This is a genomic window from Actinoplanes utahensis, assembly GCF_016862455.1.
Lineage (GTDB): Bacteria > Actinomycetota > Actinomycetes > Mycobacteriales > Micromonosporaceae > Actinoplanes > Actinoplanes utahensis.
This window is the reverse complement of record NZ_BOMZ01000072.1, coordinates 57956-81940: the sequence shown is the minus strand read 5'-3', so window position 1 is coordinate 81940 and position 23985 is coordinate 57956. Positions and strand designations below refer to the sequence as shown.

At 71.7% G+C, this 23985-nt stretch carries 19 protein-coding genes; 13 read left to right on the top strand and 6 right to left on the bottom strand.

All coding sequences use genetic code 11. The features are described from left to right. Positions 1–284: 284 nt before the first annotated feature. The gene (locus tag Aut01nite_RS24910; protein ID WP_083998479.1) at positions 285–3242 is read right to left on the bottom strand and encodes a serine/threonine-protein kinase; all 2958 of its coding nucleotides are present in this window, start codon (positions 3240–3242) and stop codon (positions 285–287) included. 706 nt (positions 3243–3948) lie between these two features. Here Aut01nite_RS24910 and Aut01nite_RS24905 point away from each other — a divergent pair. Beyond that, on the top strand, positions 3949–4365 hold the full coding sequence (locus Aut01nite_RS24905; RefSeq protein WP_043522362.1) for a phage holin family protein: 417 nt from the start codon (positions 3949–3951) through the stop codon (positions 4363–4365). Here Aut01nite_RS24905 and Aut01nite_RS24900 read toward each other — a convergent pair. Next, positions 4334–4960: a hypothetical protein gene (locus Aut01nite_RS24900; protein WP_152628475.1), complete on the bottom strand. Its 627-nt coding sequence runs from the start codon at positions 4958–4960 to the stop codon at positions 4334–4336. The genes Aut01nite_RS24905 and Aut01nite_RS24900 overlap by 32 nt on opposite strands. Positions 4961–5119: 159 nt before the next feature. Beyond that, the gene (locus Aut01nite_RS24895) at positions 5120–6193 is read right to left on the bottom strand and encodes a hypothetical protein (protein ID WP_173476634.1); all 1074 of its coding nucleotides are present in this window, start codon (positions 6191–6193) and stop codon (positions 5120–5122) included. Between Aut01nite_RS24895 and Aut01nite_RS44410 the strand changes: the two genes are divergently transcribed. From Aut01nite_RS44410 to Aut01nite_RS24860, 7 genes are all read left to right on the top strand, one after another. After that, entirely contained in the window at positions 6090–7361 is a 1272-nt protein-coding gene (locus tag Aut01nite_RS44410) for a DUF3618 domain-containing protein (protein WP_268871678.1), read from the top strand. The genes Aut01nite_RS24895 and Aut01nite_RS44410 overlap by 104 nt on opposite strands. 502 nt (positions 7362–7863) lie before the next feature. Next, positions 7864–8892 (top strand): autoinducer 2 ABC transporter substrate-binding protein, encoded by a 1029-nt coding sequence (locus Aut01nite_RS24885; protein WP_043522360.1) that lies wholly within the window; start codon positions 7864–7866, stop codon positions 8890–8892. Beyond that, positions 8892–10397, top strand: a complete 1506-nt coding sequence (locus Aut01nite_RS24880) for a sugar ABC transporter ATP-binding protein (protein WP_043522359.1) — start codon at positions 8892–8894, stop codon at positions 10395–10397. The genes Aut01nite_RS24885 and Aut01nite_RS24880 overlap by 1 nt, the downstream gene beginning before the upstream one ends. Next, the gene (locus Aut01nite_RS24875) at positions 10394–11389 is read left to right on the top strand and encodes an ABC transporter permease (protein WP_043522358.1); all 996 of its coding nucleotides are present in this window, start codon (positions 10394–10396) and stop codon (positions 11387–11389) included. The genes Aut01nite_RS24880 and Aut01nite_RS24875 overlap by 4 nt, the downstream gene beginning before the upstream one ends. Further along, positions 11386–12414: an ABC transporter permease gene (locus tag Aut01nite_RS24870; protein WP_043522357.1), complete on the top strand. Its 1029-nt coding sequence runs from the start codon at positions 11386–11388 to the stop codon at positions 12412–12414. The genes Aut01nite_RS24875 and Aut01nite_RS24870 overlap by 4 nt, the downstream gene beginning before the upstream one ends. Further along, the gene (rhaI, locus tag Aut01nite_RS24865; protein WP_043522356.1) at positions 12411–13565 is read left to right on the top strand and encodes an L-rhamnose isomerase; all 1155 of its coding nucleotides are present in this window, start codon (positions 12411–12413) and stop codon (positions 13563–13565) included. The genes Aut01nite_RS24870 and rhaI overlap by 4 nt, the downstream gene beginning before the upstream one ends. Before the next feature lie 48 nt (positions 13566–13613). Then, positions 13614–14021 carry an Hpt domain-containing protein gene (locus Aut01nite_RS24860; protein ID WP_052163173.1) on the top strand — a complete coding sequence of 136 codons (408 nt, stop codon included), beginning with the start codon at positions 13614–13616 and terminating at the stop codon, positions 14019–14021. 8 nt (positions 14022–14029) lie between these two features. Here Aut01nite_RS24860 and Aut01nite_RS24855 read toward each other — a convergent pair whose 3' ends face one another. Further along, positions 14030–15193, bottom strand: a complete 1164-nt coding sequence (locus Aut01nite_RS24855) for a response regulator (RefSeq protein WP_052163172.1) — start codon at positions 15191–15193, stop codon at positions 14030–14032. Between the two features lie 195 nt (positions 15194–15388). Between Aut01nite_RS24855 and Aut01nite_RS24850 the strand changes: the two genes are divergently transcribed. Both Aut01nite_RS24850 and Aut01nite_RS24845 read left to right on the top strand, forming a co-directional pair. After that, positions 15389–16573, top strand: coding sequence for a GAF domain-containing sensor histidine kinase (locus tag Aut01nite_RS24850; RefSeq protein WP_043522354.1), 1185 nt, complete (start codon positions 15389–15391; stop codon positions 16571–16573). A gap of 70 nt (positions 16574–16643) precedes the next feature. Further along, positions 16644–18242, top strand: coding sequence for a methyl-accepting chemotaxis protein (locus Aut01nite_RS24845; RefSeq protein WP_043522352.1), 1599 nt, complete (start codon positions 16644–16646; stop codon positions 18240–18242). On the opposite strand, the gene Aut01nite_RS24840 is transcribed toward Aut01nite_RS24845, so the two are convergent. Beyond that, positions 18210–18539: an STAS domain-containing protein gene (locus tag Aut01nite_RS24840; RefSeq protein ID WP_043522351.1), complete on the bottom strand. Its 330-nt coding sequence runs from the start codon at positions 18537–18539 to the stop codon at positions 18210–18212. The two genes, Aut01nite_RS24845 and Aut01nite_RS24840, sit on opposite strands and share 33 nt — an antisense overlap. Beyond that, positions 18536–18937, bottom strand: a complete 402-nt coding sequence (locus tag Aut01nite_RS24835; RefSeq protein WP_043522349.1) for an ATP-binding protein — start codon at positions 18935–18937, stop codon at positions 18536–18538. Before Aut01nite_RS24835 ends, Aut01nite_RS24840 begins: the two co-directional genes overlap by 4 nt. A 109-nt stretch (positions 18938–19046) precedes the next feature. On the opposite strand from Aut01nite_RS24835, the gene Aut01nite_RS24830 reads away from it, so the two are divergent. From Aut01nite_RS24830 to pflA, 3 genes are read left to right on the top strand one after another with little or no spacing between them, the layout of a single operon-like run. Beyond that, the gene (locus tag Aut01nite_RS24830) at positions 19047–20972 is read left to right on the top strand and encodes a hybrid sensor histidine kinase/response regulator (RefSeq protein ID WP_083998477.1); all 1926 of its coding nucleotides are present in this window, start codon (positions 19047–19049) and stop codon (positions 20970–20972) included. A gap of 8 nt (positions 20973–20980) precedes the next feature. After that, the gene (pflB, locus tag Aut01nite_RS24825; protein WP_043522347.1) at positions 20981–23218 is read left to right on the top strand and encodes a formate C-acetyltransferase; all 2238 of its coding nucleotides are present in this window, start codon (positions 20981–20983) and stop codon (positions 23216–23218) included. Then, positions 23215–23958 (top strand): pyruvate formate-lyase-activating protein, encoded by a 744-nt coding sequence (gene pflA, locus Aut01nite_RS24820; protein WP_204037675.1) that lies wholly within the window; start codon positions 23215–23217, stop codon positions 23956–23958. The genes pflB and pflA overlap by 4 nt, the downstream gene beginning before the upstream one ends. The last annotated feature ends 27 nt before the right edge of the window (positions 23959–23985 follow it).

Genomic DNA, 23985 nt, shown 5'->3' with positions numbered 1-23985 from the left:
CCCACCCGATCACCTGCCGGGCTGAAAACCGTCCCGCGCCACCTCACTTCCGGCTGACTCTCACTGCCGACCCTGCCGACCCTGCCGACCTTGCCGACCCTGCCGGCCGATTGCTTGCCCGCCGGTTGTCGATCTTGTGAGGTTGTGGTGAATCGGTTCGCCCGAAACTCACTAGATCTCGTGCGTAAGGGCTGAGAACCACCTCGCGACTCCAGGCCGCCCCACTCACCTGACCAGGCCGAGAACCGGGCCCGCGCCACCCACGCGGGGCTCCGGGCCGCCGGCTACTTGGCGGGCTGGAAGCTGTCGAAGATGTATTGGAGGTCGTCCCGGTACTCGCCCCACTCGGCGTCCGGCGTCTCCCAGTAGAAGCCGTACGCCTTGTTGTCGGAGACCACCACGCCACGATTGTTGACGTGCTTGCGGACGCCGTTGCGGTTCCGCAGGAACTCCCAGTCGGCGGCAGTCCGGAAGTAGTCCACCCGCGCGATCTTGACCTCGTCGTAACCGGGGAAGTCACCGCTCGCCTGCCGCGACCGGGACTGCTCCCGCCAGTCCGCCACCGGATCCGGTTTCGGGTCGTCGGTCTGATCGATCCCGAGAATCTTCCCCGCCCTCCGGAAGTAGACGATCGTGCCCTCCTTGGAGCGGGTCCAGCCCTCCGGCACGTACACCGAGAAGCCGGAGGCGTCCCGATAATCCACCCATCCGGGCCGCAGCGCCGGACGGCCACCGGTCGCCGGACTCGTGCTCGGGCTCGCACTAGGCGTCGCGCTCGGGCTGCTGCTGCTCGGGGACGCCGGAGGTGGCGCCACCGCGTCGGCACCCCCCGGGAACACCGGCGACGGCGCAGCGGTCGCCGTCGTGGCCACGGCCGTCGGGCGCGCCACGGGCGTCTCCCCGTCCGGCCGGCTCAGCGCCCACACCGCACCAGCGGCGACGACCACGGCGAGCGATGCGGCCCCGACGAGCGGCAGACGCCGCTTGCGGTCACTCGCGGTCACCGTCGACTGCGGATCCCTCTCCGGTACGCCCGAACGACGCTGCCGCGGAACCGCCCCACGCCCGACCGCAAACGCCCCGGCCATCGGTTCCGTCACCGGATCGTCGACCCGCGTCACGTCCGGGCCCGACCCGTTGCCGGCCTCACCGTTCCCCGCCGGCTCTCGCCCCACCGCGGCCGCCCCGCCAGCAGCTGGCTCAAGCCCAACCGCAGCCGTCCCGGCGGCCCCGCTCGCCGTCGAATCGCGCCTCACCCCGGCGGCATCGCCGGCCGCTGACTCAAGCCCGGCCCCGGCGGCATCGCCAGCCGCCGAGTCACGCCCCACCCCGGCGGCAGTGCCAGACGCCGAGTCACGCCCCACCCCGGATGCACCGCTCGCCGGCTCAAGCCCTACCGCGGGCGCGCCGTCGACCGTCGGTTGCGGCTTGGGGTCGCCCGCCGACGGTTGCTGCTCGATTCCGGCGCCCACCTCGGCGGCCGGGCCGCCGGTCGCGACGGCGTCCGACTCCGTGGCGCGCGCAGAGTCAGTGTCGACACGGTCGCCGTTCTCCCCTGCTCCGGCGGAGGGACCACCGGACGGGCCACCGTCACGCGCCCCTTCGGCACCGTCGGGAACAGCCGGGCCACCGTCACGCGCGTCCTCGTCGCCGTCCGGACCGGACGGCGAACCCGCGACACCGCGGACGCCATCCGATTGCCGAACGGCGGCGCCTGCGGCACCGGCGGCTCCACCGGAAGCACGGCCCGAACCCGCCGTCCCGGCCTGCTCGGGGCCACCGGCTGCCGTATCGGGCGAACCCGCGGCGCCGGGGAACCCATCCGGCTCCCCATCGGTTTCACCCGCGGCCTCGGCTGCCCGGTCCGAGGCACGGCCCGGCTTCGCCGCTCCATCCCGCTCGAGGCCGTCCGCGGAGCCCGGCGAACCCGCGTCGGCAGGCGTCAGCGGGTCCGCGCCGTCCCGTCCGGCCCCGGTGGAACTCTTCGCCGACCCGGCGACGTTGTCCCCCGCCGTGACGCTACTTCCAGCAGCCCTCTTCGCCGGGGCGGCAGAGTGTTCAGCAGCGCCCTTCACCGAGGCGGCAGAACCTTCAGCAGCGTCCCTCTCCGAGGCGGCAGGATCGGCGACGGCACCGCCCTTCGCCGCAGCAGCCGAGACGCTGGCGGCCCCCTTCGCCGAGGCGGCAGGGCCCCCGGCGACACCCTTGGCCGCAGGGGCGGAACCGCTGGCGACACCCTTGGCCGCAGGGGCGGAACCGCTGGCGACACCCTTCGCCGGAGGGGTGGAACCGCCGGGAGCGGGTGTGCCGGTTCCTGGGTGGCTGTCGGTGCGCGGCGGCCGGGCCGGCGATTCCTTGGGGGTGCGGGGACGCGGGATCCGGAGCGCCGCGGCCAGACCGGCCAGACCGGTCGGCGGGGCTTCGGGCGTCGACAGTCCGGTGATGATGGTGCGGGCGAGAGCCTCGGCGTCCTCCAGGTTCATCCGGGCCGTCGGGTCCTTGCGGAGCAGGCCGTCCAGCAACGGCCGCAGCGCGCCGGCATGGGTGGGCGGGTCCGGTTCCTCGGTGGCCAGGGCGGCGAGCGTCGCCATCGTGGAGTTGCGCTCGTACGGCGATCGGCCCTCGACCGCCGAGTACAGCGTGGCGCCGAGCGACCACAGATCCGCCGCGGGGCCGCTGACCCCGTGCTGCGCCCGTTCCGGAGCCATGAACTGCGGCGACCCGACCAGGATGTCCGACCGGCTGATCACCCCGTCGTCGTCGACCGCGGCGATGCCGAAGTCGGTGAGCAGCACCCGCCCGTCGTCGGCGAGCAGCACGTTCGCCGGTTTCACATCGCGGTGTTCCACCCCGAAACGGTGCGCGGCACGCAGGGCGCCGAGAAGATCGAGACCGATCCGGACGACACGGTACGGGTCCAGGCGCCCCTGTTCGGTGATCTCCTCACGGAGCGACCGGCACGGCACGTACTCCATGACGATCCAGGTGCGGTCGGCGAGCTGCAGAACGTCGTACACCTGAACGACGTTGGGGTGATTGATCCGCGCCGCCGCACGCGCCTCACGCAGCGTGCGCCGCGCCGACGCCGCGTCATCGCTGCCGAACGGCCGGTCCAGCTCCTTGATCGCGACGTCTCGTTCCAGGGTCTCGTCGCGGGCCAGTAGAACCTGGCCCATCCCACCACGGCCCAGGCTCTCGCCGAGCCGGTACCGTCCGGCGAGCAACACGGGCGCATCAGGCATGGGCACCGTTATACCCGCCCGTCGCACCTGTAACGCCAGCCCCCGCTTACATCAAGCCGCATAACGGGCATCCACCCGTCCGTCGTCGATCCCGCGTCCTCCCTCTCGTGGTCACCGAGCCGGCCCGGGACCCCCGCTGTCCGGCCGCCGGCCTGCTTATCGACGGGCGGGCGAGCCCGGCGGCGGTTCCTCCGGCCGGCTCTCAGGGCTGCCTCCCACCCGTTGAAGCAGCCCTGACGACCAGCCGGAAAACCCCGGCCGGCTCTCACGGCTGTCTTCCGCGCGTCGAGACAGCCGTGAGAGCCGGCCGGGCAAGATACGCCGCGGCGCGGGCAGTCCCCTCGGGCTTGGGATACCGGCCGGATCCGGCCGGATCCGCCCGCTCAGCGGTTTCGCGCCCCGCCTGGAGTGGCGCCTCCGTGGTGGAGAGGGCCCCGCTGGTTGGGGGTGACCGGGAGGGGAATGCACGAGTTTCACCGGGGGACGGTCGTGAGGGATTGCCTGCCGCAGCCGCGGGGAGTCACGGCGGCTGGGGTGGCCCGTACCACCGAATGGTGTGAGAGAAGAGCCGCAGACCGAAAGTGATCCGGAGGGTCGCGGATCGCCGTGGCGGCCCAGTCCGGGATTCGGGGGTGGTGAGGGCGGGCGATTAGTCAGGATTGGTGGGGGTACGTCTGCTGGAACAACCGTGCAGGACGGAGGGACGATGACCCGCACAGACGCACGAACCGAGGAATCGACCGCGGAACTGGTCACCCGGCTCAGTGAACAGGTGACCACGCTGGTCCGGGACGAGTTGGCGCTCGCCCGCATCGAGATGACCGAAAAGGGGAAGAAGGCCGGCAAGGGCGCGGGACTGCTCGGCGGGGCCGGAGTGATCGCCCTGTACGGGCTCGGCGGCCTCTTCATCACCGCCGGCGCCGCGCTGTCACTGGTCATGCCGATGTGGGCGGCCGCCCTGATCGTCACCGTGATCCTGTTCGCCGCCGCCGGAATCACGGCGATCGCGGGCAAACGTGAGGTGCAACAGGCGGTTCCGCCGACCCCGGAGGCCGCCATCGCCAGCGGCCGCCGTGACGTGGACGAATTCATCAACGCCGCCCGGCGCGGAGGGAAGTCATGAGCGCGCCCAACCGCAGCCGCGCCGAAGCCCGACGCCCGTCACCCAACCGCAACCGCCCGAAACCCGGCCCGCCCGCGTCGAGCCGCGCCCCGGCCGAGGGCCAGCCGCCGCCCACCCCGCCGGGCGACTCCGCCGCTGCCGATACGCCCACGGCCACGCCGCCCGGCACCGCGAAGCCCGGCGCACATCCGGCACCGCCCGGCGCCACGCCGGCCGGCACCGGGAGATCCGGACCGTCGCATGCCGCCCCCGCCGGCACCACGAAACCCGCGCCGTCACATGCCGCCCCCGCCGGCGTCACGAAACCGGCGCCGTCACATGCCGCCCCCGCCGGCGTCACACCGGGCAGCGCGACAAAACCGGTGCCATCGCATGCCGCCGGCACCGCCAAACCCGGTTCGCATCCCACGCCGTCCGCCATCGGGCCGGTCAGTGGCGCGAAGCCCGGCCCCGCGGCCGGTGGCACGAAGCCCGCTGCTCCAGCAGCGGCGAGCACGCCGAACGCTTCGCCGGGCTCCTCGGCCGGTGCCGCGCACACGACCGTGAAACCCGGCGCGTCGCCTACGACGACGGCGGGCCCGGGAAAGGCCGGCACACCACACCGTGCGGCCACGCTGTTCGACGCGCCTCCGCCGGGTTCGGCTCGCCTCGGCGGTGGGCAGGACCACACGGGGCGCAGTGACACCCAGCAGGATCATGAGAACCGCAGTGACAGCAAGCAGGAGCATGAGAGCCGCAGTGACAGCGGGCAGGGTCACGCGGGGCTGACCGGCAGGACGGAACACAGCACGGTGACTCCGGGCCTGGGTTCACGGAGCACGGTGACGACCCGGCCGGCGACGCCGTCGGCGCCCGCGTCCGCGGCGGTTTCACCGTCAGCGGGCTCCCCCAGCTTCTCCGGCCCGGCGGCCGGATCCTCGGCGGGTGCGCACGCGGCCAAGCCCGGCGGCACTTCCGCGAGGACCACTCCGCACGACAGCACCACGTCTGCGGGCGGCATCGGCAATCCGGGGACGCCGAAGCCGACGCCGACGCCGGCGCCCGGCAGGATTCCGGCGAGCCACGCGGAAGCTCCGCACAATCCGGGGACGCCGCAGCCGACGCCGGCGCCGGGCAGGATTCCGGCGAGCCACGCGGAGGCGCCGCACAATCCGGGAACGCCGACGCCGACACCGGCACCCGCCGCCACGCACGGCAGCAGGCCGGCCGCGACAGCGAAGCCCGCGCCACCGGCTGACCCCACATCGGGGAATCTTCCGCGTACGGCTCCCGGTACCGGCAAGCCGACCAGCCCCGGAACCGGGACCCCGCAACACGCGACCGGCGGCAGCGCCCCGGCGAAGAGCACATCACCGGCTGACATCACACCGGGGAATCTTCCGCGTACGGCTCCTGATATCGGCAAGTCGACGAGCCCCGGAGTCGGGAGCCCACAGCACGCGACCGGCGGCACGGGGATGGCGAAGAACGCACCGGCATCGGGCAGCGTTCCGCATGCCGGAGCGTCGAAGAGCAACCTGACGTCCGGAGGTACTTCACCGGCGGCAGGCGGCACCGGAACGGCAAAGAACATGCCGCCCGCGGCAGGCGGCACCGGAACGGCAAAGAACATGCCGCCCGCGGCGGCCGGCACTGCCGCGCACATGGCGGCGACCCCGAAGTCGCCGTCAGGGGTCTCCTCGGGAGGCGATGCGGGAGTCGCGAAGAGCAGTTCGGAGGTCACGGTGACGCCTGGACGGGCTACCGGACGGGCAACCGTGCCCCAACCCGGCGGTCCGCAGCAGCCCACGCCGACGAGCGTCTCCGCTGCGGCGACCGTTCCCTCCAACCTCACCGGAACCCCGGGCCACAGCGATACTCCTGAGGCACGCCATCCGGCGACCGCTACCCGGCACCCCCACGACGAGGCGCAACGTCCGACGCCCGGCATCGGAACCGCTGCCTCTGGTCGCGAAGGTGCCCCGGGCCGGAACGCCTCGGACCGAAACGCGCCGGGCCAGAAGGACGCGGGCCGGAACGACGCGGGCCGGAACGACGCGCCGGATCGCCGCGACGAGAGGGAGCGGCCGCAAGCGGTCCGGGCGGAGACCGGCGGCCCGAAGACGGATCGCAGCGACGAGGTTCACGCTGCGGCCGCGCGGGCTCGCGGGGACCAGCCGGCGGATCCGTCGGACAAGGCGGAGGCGCTCCGGGCCGAGATCGAGCAGACCCGGGCCGAGATGGGCGAGACGGCGGCCGCGCTCGTCGCGAAGCTGGACGTGTCCAGCCGCGTGAAGGACGCGGCCGCCGAGAAGAAGGAGCAACTCGCCGAGGCGGCCACGGAGAAGAAGAACCATCTGGCCGAAGCCGTGGCCGAGAAGAAGGACCAGCTGGCCGAAGTCGTGGCCGAGAAGAAGGACCAGCTGGCCGGAGTGGTGGCCGAACAGAAGGACCGGCTGACCGGGAAGGCGGATCACCGGGCCGGGGGCGACTCGGAGAAGACGGGCCGGCTCACCGAGGTGGCCGCGGAGAAGAAGGGGCAGCTGGCCGAAGCCGCGAGCGTGATCGCCGCCAAGGTCGAGGATGCGGCCGGTTCCCTCGCCGACAAGGCCAGGTCGGTACGGGGTGCGGGATCCGCGGCGGAGACCGGCACCGCGGCCCTGCCGGGGAACGCCGAAGACCGAACCGGACGTTCGGCAGGCGAGGGCGAGGCCGTGCGGGGCGGTACGCGGGAGACGCCGGGCGGCCGGGACGAGCCGGAGTGGCGGCAGACTTCCGCGGAGACTCGCGCGCACTTCGCCGAGGCGGCCGCTGAGGCTGCGGAGCGGGCCACCACCGCGCTCGGAACGCTGCCGGAACGGGCTTCCGGGGCGATGGGCACGATCCGGGAGCGGGCGTCGGCGGCAGCCGGCGGGCTGCCGGACCGGGTCGCCGGGCAGCGGCAACGGTATGCCCTGATCGGCGCCGTCCTGGCGGCGGCCGCAGCCACCGTCGTCGTGATCAGGAAGCGGCGCTGACCGTCAGACACCGAACATGACAGAGCCGCCGCTTCGGGCCCGCCCCGGAGCGGCGGCTCTGTCATGTTCCGGGGGGGGGAACGACCGCGGCTGAAGATCGCGGAGGCAAGCCCCGGCCGCCGAACCGTCCGGCGAAGGAGCCGCAGAGAACCAGGCGAGGCGACTGACCCCACGCGGCGGGCAGAACGCCCGGGCAAGGCGACGGAACCCACGCGACCGGCAAAACGACCGAGCGAGGCGCCAAAACCCACGCGACCGGCAAAACGACCGGGAGGTCCCGGACCCCGCCGGTCACGGTGCAAGTCGGGCGAAAGGTGGGGAAGGTCGGACCGCGTAGCCGAGGCACCTTGAAACGTCTCATATGGTGACGCCTGCCAGCGCACGCAGGCTCTCCAGGATTCGGGCCCAGGTTGAGAATCAACTCTTGACCCTGCCCTAACGGCCTCGTAACGTGAGTCACACCCCAGCTAGAACGTTTCAAGAACTCCTCTCGGGAGGCGTCATGCGTCCTCGGTTCGCTGCCGCCGTCGCCCTCACCACGACGGCCGCCATAGCTCTCACCGGTTGCACCAAGAAGAACGAGACCGACTCCGGCGTCACCGGGGATGCGGGCAGCAAGACCTACAAGGTGGCGTTCGTCCCGAAACTGCAGGGCGTGCCCTACTTCGAGGCGATGAACGCGGGCGGCAAGGAGGCCGCGAAGGCGCTCGGCAACGTCGAGTGGCTCTATCAGGGCCCGACCCAGGCGGACGCGGCGGCGCAGGCGGACATCGTGCGCTCCTACATCCAGCAGAAGGTCGACGCCCTGATCGTCGCCCCGAACGACCCGGACAGCATGGCCCCGCTGCTGCAGCAGGCCAAGGACGCCGGCATCCACGTGGCGACCGCTGACACCGACGCGCCGAACAGTGTGCGGGAGGTGTTCGTCAACCAGGCCACCGCGCAGGGTATCGGCGAGGGCCTGACCGACGCGCTGTTGAAGGAGATGGGCGGCAAGGGCAAGTACGCGATCGTCTCGTGCGGCCAGACGGCGGAGAACCTGAACGCCTGGATCAAGGTGCAGCAGGAGTACACGAAGTCGAAGTACCCGGACGCCCAGATCGTGGACGTGGTCTACGCGGGTGAGGACCAGGCGAAGGCCACCCAGATGGCGACCGACCTGATGAACGCGCACCCGGACCTGACCGGTCTGGTCGGCGAGTGCACCTCGTCCGCGCCCGGTGTGGCGCAGGCGGTCAAGGACGCCGGCAAGATCGGCAAGGTCTTCACCGTCGGCCTGGGCACCCCGCAGTCGATGAAGCCGTACCTGCGGGACAAGTCGTCGTCCGCGGCGATCCTCTGGGATGTGGAGAACCTGGGTTACCTGACCGCGTGGGCCGGCGCCCAGATCGCGCAGGGCAAGACGATCGAGGCGACCAACAACGTCTCCGGTGAGCTGCCCGCGGTCACCTACGACGCGTCGAGCAAGATGCTGCTGCTCGGCCCGGCGCTGGCTATCACCGACCAGAACGTCGACCAGTTCGACTACTGATGACCGACGCGAACGAGGTTCCCCGCCTGCGCCTGACCGCCATCAGCAAGCGGTTCGGCGCGGTCCGGGCCATCCAGCACGCCGATTTCACGGTACGGGCCGCCAAGGTGCACGCCCTGGTCGGTGAGAACGGCGCGGGCAAGTCCACGATGATCAAGATCGTCGCGGGGGCGGAGACCGCCGACACCGGCGAGATCGAGTTCGACGGTGTGCCGGTCGGCATGAAGGACACCGCCGCCGCGATCGCACTGGGGATCGCCACCGTCTATCAGGAGCCGCAGCTCTTCCCGGAGCTCACGGTCGCGGAGAACATCTTCCTGGGCCGCGAGATCACGAAGACCGGACGGGTCGACTGGGCGGCGCAGAACGCGAGGGTCGTCGAGCTGCTGGACCTGCTGGGGCTGCCGGAGCGGTACGCCACCGCCGAGGTCGGCACCCTGTCGGTGGCCGAGCAGCAGCAGGTGTCGATCGCCAAGGCTCTGGCCTCGGACGCGAAGGTGCTGATCCTGGACGAGCCGTCGGCGATCCTGACCGACGCCGAGATCGAGGTCCTGTTCGGCGTGGTCCGGCGGCTGACCGCCGCGGGCGTGGCGGTCGTCTACATCTCGCACCGTCTCGACGAGCTGTTCCGGATCGCCGACGAGGTCACCGTCATGCGGGACGGGCGCACGATCGGGACGTACCCCATCAAGGATCTGACCGTGCGGCAGATCGCCCACCTGATGGTCGGCGAGGAGCTGTCCGACGCCCGGCCGCATCGCGTGGTCCCGGAGGGACCGGCGGTCCTGGAGCTGAGTGGCCTGACCCGGGCCGGGAAGTTCCGTGACGTCGACGTGCGGGTACGGGCCGGCGAGATCGTCGCGCTGTACGGCCTGGTCGGCTCCGGTGTCTCGGAGATCGCCGCGTGTGTCTACGGCATCGATCACGCCACGAGCGGCGACCTCCGGCTGGGCGGCGCATCCGTGCGGATCCGGAATCCGGAACACGCCCAGAGACTGGGTGTCGCCCTGCTGCCGGCGAATCGCAAGGTCGAGGGCATGTTCGGCTTCCAGTCGATCGCGTTCAACATCTCCGCGGGTCATCTCCGGCTGCTGTCGAGGTTCGGCGTCTGGGTGGACCGGGCCCGGGAGCGGAGTGAGGCGCTGCGGCTGATCGAGCGGCTGGCGGTGAGGACGCCGCACGAGCGGCAGCCGATCAGCGCGATGTCCGGCGGCAACGCGCAGAAGGTGGTTCTCGCGCGGCAGCTCGTGGAGCGGCCGAAGGTGCTGGTGCTGGCCGAGCCGACGCAGGGTGTCGACGTCGGCGCCAAGGAGGAGATCCATCGGCTGATCACCGAGCTGGCCGAGGAGGGCACGGCGGTGCTGGTGGTGACCTCGGACCTGCCGGAGGCGCTGCGCATCGCCGATCGTATCCAGGTGGTGCGCGGCGGTACGACCACCGACGAGTTCGGCCCGGACGCCAGCCAGGTGGACCTGCTGGCCGCGGCCGCGGGAGGCGACAGATGACCGCGGTGGCGCAGGCGAGGATCAGGAAGCGGGTGCTGCCGAGCCCGGTCACCGGCCAGGAGGTCGTGCTGGCCGGGGTGATCGCGGCGCTGTGGGCGGCCCTGGCCGTCGGCACCCCGGCGTTCCTGACCGCCGGTTCGGTCCAGCCACTGCTGGTGGCGACCGCCCCGGTGGCGCTGGTCGGCGTCGGGATGACCATCGTGATCATCACCGGCGGCATCGACGTGAGCGTCGGCGGCGCGATCATGGTGTGTTCGGTGCTGACGGCGAAGGCGCTCGTCGGCGCCGATGTCGGCCTCGGCGCCGCGGTGCTGCTGTCGGTCGCCGCCGGCGGGGTGCTGGGCCTGGTCAACGGCGTGCTGATCGCCTACGGCCGGGTGCACGCGATCATCATCACGTTCGGTACGGCCAACCTGTTCATGTTCCTCGGCCTGCGGATCTTCGGTTCCGGCACGGTGAACGGCATCCCGGGCACGCTCGCCTTCTTCGGCCGTGGCCCGGACGGCCGGACCCTCGGCATCCCGCACGCCTTCCTGATCACCCTGCTGATCACCGCGGCGGCCTGGTGGTGGCTGCGGCACACCGCGGGCGGCCGGCACTTCTTCGCGATCGGCGGGGACGCCCAGGCGGCCCGGCTCGCGGGTGTCCGGGTGCAGCGCCGGGTGCTGCTGGCCTATGTGCTGACCGGTCTGCTGGTCGGCTTGGCGTCCTGTTTCGTGATCGCCCAGGGCACGTCGACGCTGGACCAGTCGGTCGGCTCCGGCAAGGAGCTGGCGGTGATCGCGGCGGTCGTGATCGGCGGCACGAGCATCATGGGCGGGCGCGGTTCGGTGCTGGGCACCCTGCTGGGCGCGCTGCTGGTGCAGACGGTCGTGTCCGGTGTGACCCAGCTGGGCTGGCGTTCACAACTGTCCGACCTGTTCGTCGGCATCTTCATCATCGTGGCGGTCGGCGCCGACCTGCTGCGTGCCCGGGCGAGGAGGAACCGGTGAGCAGAGCGGTCCGGTTACTTCTCACCCAGCGCATCGCCCTGCTCGCGGTGCTGCTCGTCGTCGTGGTCGTCACGTTCTTCATCAACGACATGGGCGGCTACCTGACCGCCCCGTACGACTTCGACTACATGTCCGCGAGCCTGATCAGCGCCGTCCCGCTGGCCATGCTCGGCCTCGCCGAGATGCTGGTGATCCTGTCCGGCCGGGGCGGCATCGACCTGAGTGTCGGCGCGATCGTGTCGCTGGCCGGCATGGGCTTCGGTTTCGCGTACGGCGAATGGGGCTGGCCCCTCTGGCCGGCGATCCTGGCGACCGCGGGTCTCGGCGCCCTCCTCGGAGCGGTCAACGGCTTCCTCGTCTCCTACATCGGCTTCCCGGCGCTGATCGCCACGCTGGCGACGTTCTACGCGTACAAATCCCTCGCGATCGTCGTCAACGACCAGCAGCCGATCAGCACCGCGCCGGTCCAGGAGCTGTTCACCCTCAGCAAGTCGGTCGAGCTGCCGCTGTTCGGCCGGTACGTCCCGGACGTGCCCCTCGGGATCTTCACCTTCCTGCTGCCCACCGTGGTGGCGGTCTGGCTGCTGCTGGCCCGCACCGGCTACGGGCGGCGTCTCTACGCGATCGGCACCAACGACGTCGCCGCTCGCTGGGCCGGCATCCCGGTCCGCGACACGCGCTTCAAGGCGTACGTCTACGCGGGCCTGATCTCCGGCCTGGTGGCCGTGGTCACCGTGGGCCAGTTCGCCTCGGCCCGCCCGGACGCGGGCGTCTCCGGCAACGGCATGGCCCTGCCCGCGATCACCATCGCCGTCCTCGGCGGTGTGGCGATCACCGGCGGCATCGGCAGGGTCGCCGGGGTCGTGCTCGCCACTCTGCTCATCGTCTGGCTCAACGCCGGCATCCTGCTCGCCTTCGTCGGCAACGAGGGTTCGCAGTACCAGCTCCTCGCCCTGGGCGCGGTGCTGATCTTCGCCGCGCTGTTGAACGGGCTCACCAACCGCAAGTACGGAGGAACTCAATGACTGACCTGGATGGCCTGGACGGCTTCACCATCGAGGTGCCGAGCTGGGCGTACGGGAACTCGGGCACCCGGTTCAAGGTGTTCACCCGTCCCGGTGGGCCGCGCAACCCGTACGAGAAGCTGTCCGACGCCGCGCAGGTCAACCGCCTCACCGGGCTCGCCGACCGGGTGTCCCTGCACATCCCGTGGGACCTCGTCGACGACTGGAGCGACCTGAAGGCGCACGCCGACAAGCTCGGTGTGCGGATCGGCGCGATCAACTCGAACGTCTTCCAGGACGACGACTACCGGCTGGGCTCGCTGTGCAACCCGGACCCGGCGATCCGCCGCAAGGCGATCGACCACCACAAGCAGTGCCTGGACGTGATGCGGCAGACCGGCTCGACGGATCTGAAGATCTGGCTGCCGGACGGCCTCAACTACGCCGGTCAGGACTCGCTGCGCGGCCGGCAGGAGCGGCTGGCGGAGTCGCTGCGGGAGATCTACGACGCCTCCGACGACGATCACCGGATCCTGCTGGAGTACAAGTTCTTCGAGCCGTACTTCTACGCGACCGACATCCCGGACTGGGGCACCTCGCTGCTGCACTGCCTGGCGCTGGGCGAGCGGGCCACCGTGGTGCTGGACACCGGCCACCACGCGCCCGGCACCAACATCGAGTTCATCGTGATGCAGTTGCTGCGGCAGGGCCGGCTGGGCGCGTTCGACTTCAACTCGCGCTACTACGCCGACGACGACCTGATCGTCGGTTCGGCCGACCCGTTCCAGCTGTTCCGGATCATGTCGGAGATCGTGGCGGTGGGCGCGCACCGGCCCGAGTCGGGCGTCAACTTCATGCTCGACCAGTGTCACAACATCGAGGAGAAGATCCCGGGCCAGATCCGCTCGGTGCTCAACGTCGAGGCGGCGCTGGCCAAGGCGCTGCTGGTGGACCAGGAGGCGATCGCCGCCGCGCAGCGCGCGGGCGACGTGCTGGGCGCCCATCAGGTGCTGATGGACGCCTTCGAGACCGATGTGCGGTCCGCTCTCGCGGACCGGCGGGAGGCGCGGGGGCTGCCGAGGGATCCGGTCAAGGCCTTCCAGGCTTCGGGGTACGCCGAGACGGCGGCCGCCCAGCGGGTCGGCGGGACCCAGGCGAGCTGGGGGGCGTAATAGGCGAAAAACCCGCTGGCGGCGACCGTCCGGGCGCACCATGGGCGGATGGGAACCGGGACGCAGCCGGTGGGTGGGACCGCCGCGGTGGCCGGCGTCCGGGCCCGCCTCGCCGATCTCGTCGAGGCGGAGCCGTCGCCGGCCGAGCGCGCCCTGGTGCTGCGGCTGCTGAACTCGTTCGCGGCGAAGGCCCCCACCGCGGCGGACCAGCTCATCGGCCTGCTGCACGACGGTGACCCGGGGCCGGTGCGCGACCTGGCGCACAGCCTGAAGGGATCGTCGGCGAACATCGGCGCGACGGCGCTGGCCGCGCTCTGCGCGACAGTGGAGGACCAGGCGCGCGCCGGGGCCGTCGCCGACGCGCGCGCCACCGCCGGGCGGTTGCGCGAGTTGCTCGCCGAGTCGCTGCACGCGGTACGGACGGTCGCCGTCGAATACGAGCGGCTCGTCCCGTGATCAGCGGGTCAGGCGGCCGTCAGCACCGGCTCGACCAGACCCAGCGCGCGGTTGAAGTTGGCCAGCCGGTCCAGCATCGCCTCGGTCATCACCGTGCCGCTGCTGATCAGCACCAGGCCGTTGGTCGCCGTCACGTCCTGGGCCAGGCGCATGCCCACCTGCAGCTCGGCGATCGTGTAGGCCTGCGTGGACCCGGCCTCCGGACTCTGCACGCCCTTGATCTGGCGCAGCGCGGCGAGCACGTGCGGGGCGCACCTGTCGGCCCGGGCCAGGGCGGCGACGGCGGTCGTCGCGGAGTTGCTGCGGGCGAACGCGGTGTCGTACTCGATGGCCGTGCGGACCACGCTGATCGCGCCCTCGACGACCGGCGACCAGCCGCCCGCCGGCGGCCGTTCTCCGGCCAGCCCGCGGATCGTGTCGATCACGTCGTCGATCATCGGGATGTCCTTGATCAGCGGCAGCACCGACGCCGGCATCGCGTTGACGACGGCCTGCTCGTCGGGGGTCAGGCCGGCGCCCTCGGCCAGTTTCCGCATCACCTCGGGCGGCACGGTCACCGCACCGACCTGCGAGGCCATCGCCGCCACCTCGATCTCCCACAGCCCGTCCAGCTCCAGGGCGTGGGTGAGCTCGCCGACCAGGGCGCGGATCCGGCCGGCCCGGGCGAACCCGACCGGGCTGGACAGCTCGAGGATCCCGAACAGCGCCTGCATGCTGGTCTTCAGCGTGGTGTCGACCATCCTGCGCTCGGCCATCGCGTGGTCGTGCTTGCTGACGGCCTTCTTGACCGCGTCCAGGATGTCGGCACGGCCGGCCGGTTTCGGCAGGTACCGGTAGACACCGCCGGAGTTGATCGCGGCGATGACGGTGTTCATGTCGCCGTGGCCGGAGTGCAGGATCCGCATCACGTCGGGATAGTCGGTCTGGACCTTCCCGAGCAGCTGGACCCCGTCCATGCCGGGCATCCGCACGTCGCTGACCACCGCGGCCACGTCGTCGTTGGCGGCGAGCAGCTCGAGCGCCTTCTCGGCGTCGCCGGCGAACAGCAGCCTGTGGTCGCGGCCCAGCTGGATCGACAGCGTCTCCAGCACCACCTCGTCGTCGTCGACGAGCAGCAGGACCGGCTTCTTCCGGGTGTCGGCATCGCCCGACCGGTAGAGCTCGGTTCGCATCGTGATCTCCTTCGTCTTACCGGCCGTGGTGGTACGTGGAGCCCTATCGCCGGGCCGGGCGATCCTCTGAGCGGTTAGGCCGGGCGCATTTTCCGCACCGCCGAACTCCTCAGGCGACCCTGTCCCGACGCCGAATGGCGGTCCACGGGTCGCGGCGGAGCACCCGACCGCGGTACTGGAGAAACGGACACAGATGTGAGCGCAGTAGGGGAAGACGCCCGTCTCGCGGCGGTGCACAGCTATCACCTGCTCGACGCCCCACGGCCGGTGGTGCTGGACGAGCTGACCCGCCTGGCCGGCGCGGTCTTCGACGCGCCGATGTCCACGGTCACGCTCGTCGACGGCGACCGGGAGTGGTTCGCCGGCAAGACCGGTGTGCCGGGCGACGGTGGGCCGCTGGCCACCTCGTTCTCCGGGCGGGTGGTGAGCTCCCGGCGGCCGCTCGTGGTCGGGGACGCCCTCGACGAGCCGGACTACCGCTCGTGGGCGACCGTGCGGGGCGCCCCGCACATCCGCTTCTACGCCGGCGTGCCGCTGGTCGACGAGGACGGGCACACCCTGGGCAGCGTCAGCGTGTTCGACGACAAGCCGCGGACCGCCGGGGCCCGGCAGCTCGACCTGCTGGAGACGATGGCCGGGCAGGCGGCCGGGCACCTGGCCGCGCTGCGCAACCGGCAGCTGCTGGCCGAGATCGGCGACGAGCTGTCCCGGGCGATCAGCCGGGAGGAGGACTTCGTCGCGACCGTGTCGCACGAGCTGCGCACCCCGGTCACCACCATCCAGGGATATCTGGAGCTGCTCGTCGACAACGAGGAGCTGGCCCCGTACCGCCGGTTGATCGACCCGATCCAGCGCAACGGTGAGCGGCTGGTCCGCATGGTGGACCACCTGCTGGCCGGCACGCGGCCGTCGGCCGCGCCGCTGCCGCTGCTGCGCGCCGGCACCGACCTGGTGGCCGTCGCCGAGGCGGCGGCGGCCGCCTGCCGGGCGCAGGCGGCGCAGCGCGACGTGCCGATCGTGATCGAGGCGCCGGCCGGGCCGGCGTCGGTGCCCGGCGATCTCACCCGGCTCTGCCAGGCCGCCGAGCACCTGGTGCGCAACGCGGTGGTGTTCAGCGCGACCGGGCAGACGGTGACGATCCGGATCGGCGCCGGCCGGCTCGAGGTGATCGACGACGGCGCGGGCATCCCGGCCGACGAGCTGCCGCACGTGGTGGAGCGCTTCTACCGCGGCCGGTTCGCCCGGGACCAGGCGGTGCCGGGGGTCGGGCTGGGTCTCAGCATCGCCGACCGGATCATGCGGGCCCATGAGGGTTCGCTGACGATCGAGTCGGACGGGCCCGGGCGAGGCACGACGGCCCGGATGTCCATCACCGGGTGATTGTGCCCTCAGTGCGCGGCCGGGCCTGCCGATGGGTAGGTCGGGGCCGGTGGCTGAGCGGGGGAAACCGATGGCGATTCTGCGGCGGATGCGACTGGCCGGGCGGCTCGGAGCCGCCTTCGCCATCGTGCTGATCCTGCTCGGCGTGGCCGTCGGCATCGGCGCCTGGGGGCTGACCAGCCAGGCCGACTCGGCCGACGAGCTGAAGCGGTTGCAGCACCTGATGCACCAGGTGGACGAGCAGAAATATTACAACGGGGACATCTCGGGCTGGCAGGTCGCCTATGTCTGGGACGTCCGCCGGATCGGCGTCGCCAAAGCCCTGGCCGGCGACAACCGCAAGGGCTTCCTCGCCGACTTCGAGCTGCTCGAGAAGCTGCTCGACGAGATCGACACGTCGGTCATGACCGACGCCGAGCGGACCGAGTTCGACAAGCTCGGTGGACTCTGGGCGGGCTTCAAGAAGACCGACGACGAGATGGTCGCGCTGTACCAGGCGGGCCGGATCGCCGACGGCGACGCCCTCCTGCTGGGCGAGGGCTACGCCGTCTACTTCGAGATCATCGAGGCGACCGGGAAGCTGGTCACCTCCGTCGTCGCCCGGGCCGACCAGGCCGTCGAGGACGCCAAGGATCGGGCCGCGCTGGCCCGTACGGTCATGGTCGTGGTCTTCGTCCTGGCCGTGGTCGTCGCCCTGCTCCTCACGGTGCTCGTGACACGCAGTGTGACCGGACCGGTCAGCCGGCTGGTCGAGGTGCTGCGCGCGATGGCCCGCGGCGACCTGACGATGCGCGCGGACACCACCGGCCACGACGAGATCGCCGCGATGGGCCGGGCCGTGGACGAGGCCGTCGCCGGGGTACGGGCCACCGTCGCCGAGATCGCCGACGACGGCGGCCGGCTCACCGGGGCGTCCGACACCATGCGCCGGGTCAGCCGGCAGATCGACAGCTCGATCGCCGAAGCCGACCAGCAGGCCGGGCTGGCCGCGGCCGCCGCCGGCGGGGTGTCCGGCAACGTGCACACGGTCGCCGCCGGCACCGAGCAGATGGGCTCGGCCATCACCGAGATCTCCCGCAACGCCGCCGACGCCGCCCAGGTCGCCACCGACGCGGTCGCCGCGGCCCGGGCCACCAGCGAGACCATCAACCGGCTCGGCGAGTCGTCGGCGCAGATCGGCGACGTGATCGAGACGATCACCGCGATCGCCTCGCAGACCAACCTGCTCGCCCTGAACGCCACCATCGAGGCGGCCCGCGCCGGCGAGTCCGGCAAGGGCTTCGCCGTGGTCGCCAGCGAGGTCAAGGACCTGGCCCAGGAGACCGCCCGGGCGACCGAGAAGATCTCCCAGCAGATCGCGGCGATCCAGAGCGACACCGGTCAGGCGGTCACCGCGATCGACGAGATCAGCCGGATCATCGAACAGATCAGCGACTTCCAGACCACCATCGCGTCGGCGGTCGAGGAGCAGAGCGCCACCACCGCCGAGATGAGCCGCGGGGTGAGCGAGGCCGCCGCCGGGGTGAGCGACATCGCGGGCAACATCGCCAGCGTGGCGCACGGCACCGCCGCCAGCCGGGAGGCGGTCGGCGAGGTGGCCCGCACCGCCGAGGACGTGCAGTCGCTGGCCGACCGGTTACGCGCGGCCGTCGGCCGGTTCTCGATCTGAGCCGCTCAGCAGGTCGTGCACGCCGGTGACGGTCAGCGACCGGAGCACGATGCCGGTCGCCCTGGTCACCCGGAAGCCGACCCGGGCCTTCGCCGCCGTCTCCCACGCGGCGAGCAGCACGTCGATGCCGGACGAGTCGCAGAAGGTGACCGCGCCCAGGTCGACGATGAGCTCGCCGGGGCGGTCGCCGAGGACCCGGGCGACCTGCTCCTCGAACTCGTCGCCGGTGTCCAGGTCGAGCTCACCGGCCAACTGCAACCGGGTCACCGGGCCGTCGTCGAGCCGGACGATCCTCATGCGGCACTCTCCTGAACACCGGGACACGGGACGAGTTCGACCCGCACCCGCTTGCCCCCGTGATAGTTCTGCACGGTCCAGCCGGCGGACATCGCCTCGATCAACGCGATCCCCCGGCCGCCCAGGCTGTCGGGGTCGCGGCGCCGGGGCACCACCGAGGACTCGTCGGCCACCGACACGATGACACGTTCGCCGTGTGCCTCCAGTTGCACCTCCACGCAGCCGCCGCCGTGCCGGACCGCGTTGGTGACCAGCTCGCTCACCACCACGGAGGCCGCGTCGAGCCAGTCGTCGTCATGGAACCCCCAGCCGGTCAGCACCGCCGTCACGGCGTGACGGGCGGCGGCGGGTGCTCCTCGGTCGAGTGGGACGTCCAAATGGGCGGTCAGCTCGCTCATGCAAAACCCCGAGAATCGCCTGTATGCGGGCGCACGATACCCCGGTTCCGCCGGTGCCGAAACCTGACCGCGCCTGTTGTCTGATTTATCATGATTTATTATCGCAGTCATGGCAACCGTACTCGTGGTCGAGGACAACCCGGAACATCAGGCGGTCATCGCCGAGGTGGTCCGGCGGCTCGGGCACACGGTGCGCCTCGCCGACGACGGCCGCGCCGGGCTCGCCGCCGCCGTCGCGAACCCGCCCGACCTGGTGGTCGCCGACGTCGACATGCCCCACCTGGACGGCATCCGGATGTGCCGGGCGCTGCGGGAGGACCCGGCCACCGCCGCCGTGCCGGTCGTGCTGATCACCGCGTACCTGCCACCCGGCGACACCACCCTGGCCGAGTCCGGGGCGCTCGCGGTGGTGCCGAAACCGTTCAGCGTCAAGGAGCTGTCCGCGACGCTGCGCCGCTGCCTCGGCACGGCGGGAGCCCGGCACGACCCGGCCTTCACCGAGGCGCTGCTGCGCAGCCTGGACGCCGGGGTGGTGGCCTGCGACCTGGCGGGCCGGCTCGTGGTGACCAACCAGGCGGTCCGGGACTTCTTCGGCGAGGACAGCATCGGCGTGCCGGTCCGGGAGTGGGCGCGCCGGTACGGGCTGCGCCGGGCCGACGGCAGCGACCTGCCCGGCGACGAGGTGCCGCTCGCCCGGGCCCTGGCCGGCGAGGAGGTCCGGCACGACGAGATCCTCGCCCACGACCGGCACCACCGGCGGCGCTGGTTCGCGATCAACGCGCGGCCGGTCCGGGACAGCGGCGGGCGCATCCTCGGCGCGGTGGCGGCGGTGCACGACGTCACCGCCGAACATCAGCAGCGGCAGTACGAGCACTGCCGTACCGAGGTGCTCAAAGCGCTGGTGCACGCCCCGGACACGGACCGGGCCGGCGCCGGGGTGCTGCGCGCCATCGCGGCCGAGCTGGGCTGGCCGTACCTGCGGTTGTGGCTGGTCGATCCGGTGACCGGGCGGCTGCGCCCGGCCGCGACGCACCTGGACCCGGCCGCGCCGCAGGTCCGGATGCCGTCGTCGCCGGCCCGCGGCGAGGGGGTGCCGGGCGTCTGCTGGGACACCGCCGAGCCGGTGTGGGAGGGCGCCGAGGGCGCGGTGCCGGTGTGCAGCGGCGAGCAGGTGATCGGCGTGCTCGGTTTCCGCACTCCGGAGCCGCCCGCCCAGCAGCGACCGGATCCGGCGCTGGCCGTGCTGCTCAACGGCATCGCCGCGCACATCGGCGCGTTCCTGGAGCGGCGCCGGGCCGAGGATCTGGCCAGTCAGCTCGCGGCCAGCGTCGGCGAGTACATCGCGCTCGTCGGGCACGAGCTGCGCACCCCGCTGACCTCGATCGGCACCTACACCGATCTGATCAACGAGTCGGACGACGGCACCACCGTCGGCGAGGTGCGCGAACTGCTCGCGGTGATCGAGCGCAACAACGCCCGGCTGCGCTCGCTCGTCGAACGGCTGCTCGACCTGGCCGCCCTGGAGGCCGGGCACGTTCAGCTCACGGTCGGGGAGGTGGACCTGGCCGCGCTGGTCACGATGGCCGCGGCCGAGCAGGGGGCGCACGCCGAGGCGCCGGAACGGCTGGTCGTCGCCGGGGACCGGGCCCGGCTGCGGCAGGTGGTGGAGAACCTGATCGGCAACGCGGTCAAGTACAGCCCGGAGGGCGCCGAGGTACGGGTGACGCTGACCGCCGACGACGACGCGGCGGTGCTGACCGTCAGCGACACCGGCATCGGGATCCCAGCCGGGGAGCGTCCCCGCCTGTTCGCCCGCCTCTACCGGGCCACCAACGCCCGGCACAGCGGCATCCCCGGCGCCGGCCTCGGCCTGGCGCTCAGCCGGGCCATCGTGGAGCTGCACCGCGGCACGATCACGCTGGCCGGCAACGACGCCGCCGGCACGGTGGCCACGGTCCGGCTGCCCCGCCGTCCCGGGACTTCCGGCCCTGACCGCCCGGGGCACCGGGACGGGACCCTGGGAGGGAGCCTTTAGGAGGGGTCATGCAGCAGAACACGCACGCGTGGCGTGGTTTCACCGGCACCGGATGGCGCACCCGGATCGACGTGGCCGGCTTCATCCACGACAACGTCCTGCCGTACGACGGTGACGCCGCCTTCCTTACCGGCGCGACCGCGCGGACCACCGCCCTCTGGGACAGGCTGTCCGCGATGTTCGCCGTGGAACGCGCCAACGGCATCTACGACGTGGACGCCACCACCCCGTCGACGATCACCGCCCACTCCCCCGGCTGGATCGACCGGGACACCGAGCTGATCGTCGGCCTGCAGACCGACGCGCCGCTGCGCCGGGCGATCATGCCGTTCGGCGGGCTGCGGATGGTCGAGGGCGGGCTCCAGGCGTACGGCCGCGAACTCGGCCCCGATCTCAAGAAGGTCTTCACGTCCTACCGCAAGACCCACAACGCCGGCGTGTTCGACGCGTACCCGGCCGACGTCCTGGCCGCCCGCCGCTCGCACATCATCACCGGCCTGCCCGACGCGTACGGCCGTGGCCGCATCATCGGCGACTACCGCCGGGTCGCCCTCTACGGCGTGGACCACCTGATCGCCGAGCGCACGGCGATCAAGACGGCCCTGAACGACCGGCTGTCGGTCGCCGACGTGATCCGCGACCGGGAGGAGATCGCCGAGCAGATCCGCGCGCTGGGCGAGCTCAAGGAGATGGCCGCCGCCTACGGTTTCGACATCTCCGGCCCGGCCACCGGAGCGCGGGAGGCCGTCCAGTGGCTGTACTTCGCGTACCTGGCCGCCACCAAGGAGCAGAACGGCGCGGCCATGTCGCTCGGCCGCACGTCGTCCTTCCTGGACATCTACCTGCAGCGGGACCTGGCCGAGGGCCGGATCACCGAGGAGTTCGCCCAGGAACTGATCGACGACTTCGTGATCAAACTGCGGATCGTGCGGTTCCTGCGCACACCGGAGTACGACGAACTGTTCTCCGGCGACCCCACCTGGGTCACCGAGTCGATCGGCGGCATCGGCGCCGACGACCGGCCGCTGGTGACCCGCACCAGCTTCCGGTACCTGCAGACGCTCTACAACCTGGGCCCGGCGCCGGAGCCGAACATGACGGTGCTCTGGTCGCCGCGGCTGCCGGAGGGCTTCAAGCGGTTCTGCGCGCGGGTCAGCATCGACACCAGCAGCATCCAGTACGAGAACGACGACCTGCTGCGGCCGTACCTGAGCGACGACGCGGCGATCGCCTGCTGCGTGTCGGGCATGCGGGTCGGCAAGGACATGCAGTTGTTCGGGGCCCGGGCGAATCTGGCGAAGGCGCTGCTGTACGCCATCAACGGTGGCCGGGACGAGATCAGCGGGGCTCAGGTGGCGCCGGCCACGGACCCGCTGACCGAGGACGTCCTCGACTACGACGAGGTCTTCGACAGGTTCGACAGGACCCTCGACTGGCTGGCCGAGACGTACGTGGACGCGCTCAACGTCATCCACTACATGCACGACAAGTACGCGTACGAGCGCCTCGAGATGGCCCTGCACGACTACCCGGTGCACCGGTTCCTGGCGACCGGCATCGCCGGCCTCTCGGTCGCCGCCGACAGCCTGTCCGCGATCAAGCACGCGCAGGTGAAGGCGATCCGGGACGACAGCGGTCTGGTCGTGGACTACGCGGTGGACGGCGACTTCCCCATGTTCGGCAACAACGACGACCGGGTCGACGCGATCGCGGTGGACCTGGTCGAGCGGTTCATGGCCAAGATCCGCCGCCAGCCGATGTACCGGGGCGCCGAGCCGAGCCTGTCGGTCCTGACGATCACCTCGAACGTGGTCTACGGCAAGCACACCGGCAACACCCCGGACGGCCGGCGGCTCGGCGAGCCGTTCGCGCCGGGCGCCAACCCGATGAACGGGCGCGACAAGCACGGCCTGGTGGCGGCGGCCCTGTCGGTGGCGAAACTGCCGTACCGCAGCGCCCGCGACGGCATCTCGCTGACCATCACGTCGACCCCGGACGGCCTCGGCCGCACCACCGAGGAACAGACCGGCAACCTGGTCGGCGTCCTCGACGGCTACACCGACGGCGGCGGGTTCCACATGAACGTCAACGTCCTCGACCGGGCCACCCTCGAGGACGCGATGGCGCACCCCGAGAAGTACCCGCAGCTGACCATCCGGGTCTCCGGCTACGCCGTCAACTTCGTGCGGCTGACCAGGGAACAGCAGCGGGACGTCATCTCGCGGACCTTCCACGGCTCGCTGTGACCGCCGAGACCATCACCGGGAGTGTGCACTCGTTCGACGTCTCCACCGGCGTCGACGGGCCGGGGACGCGATTCGTCGCGTTCCTGGCCGGGTGCCCGCTGCGCTGCCAGTACTGCCACAGCCCGGACACCTGGTACCGGCGCAGCGGCCGACCGACGACCGCCGACGACCTGATGGCGGAGATCGCGCGATACGAGCGGTTCATCAAGGTCGCCCGGGGCGGGGTGACGCTCAGCGGTGGCGAGGCCCTGCAACAGCCCGAGTTCGTCCGGGCGGTCTTCACCCGCTGCCACGAGAGAGGCATCCACACCGCCCTGGACACCAGCGGCTACCTCGGCGCCAAGGCGCCGGACGAACTGCTCGACGTGACCGATCTGGTGCTGCTGGACGTCAAGGCCGGCGACGAGGAGACGTACCACCGGGTCACCCGGACCGGAACCCTGGAACCGACCGTGACGTTCGCGCATCGGCTGGCCGATCGCGGCATCCCGATCTGGATCCGTTTCGTCCTGGTGCCCGGCCTCACCGACGGCGACGGCAACGTCGAGGCGGTCGCCGACATCGCCGCCTCGATCACCAGCGTGGAACGGGTCGAGGTCCTGCCCTTCCACCGTCTGGGCGCCGCCAAGTACGCCGCCCTCGACCTGCCCTTCCCGCTGGCCCGCACCCCCGCCCCGGACGCGGGACTGCTCGATCGGGTCCGCGGCCGGTTCCGCGCCCGCGGCCTGACCGTCTACTGATCCGCTGTTCAGTCCGTGTCCCATCAG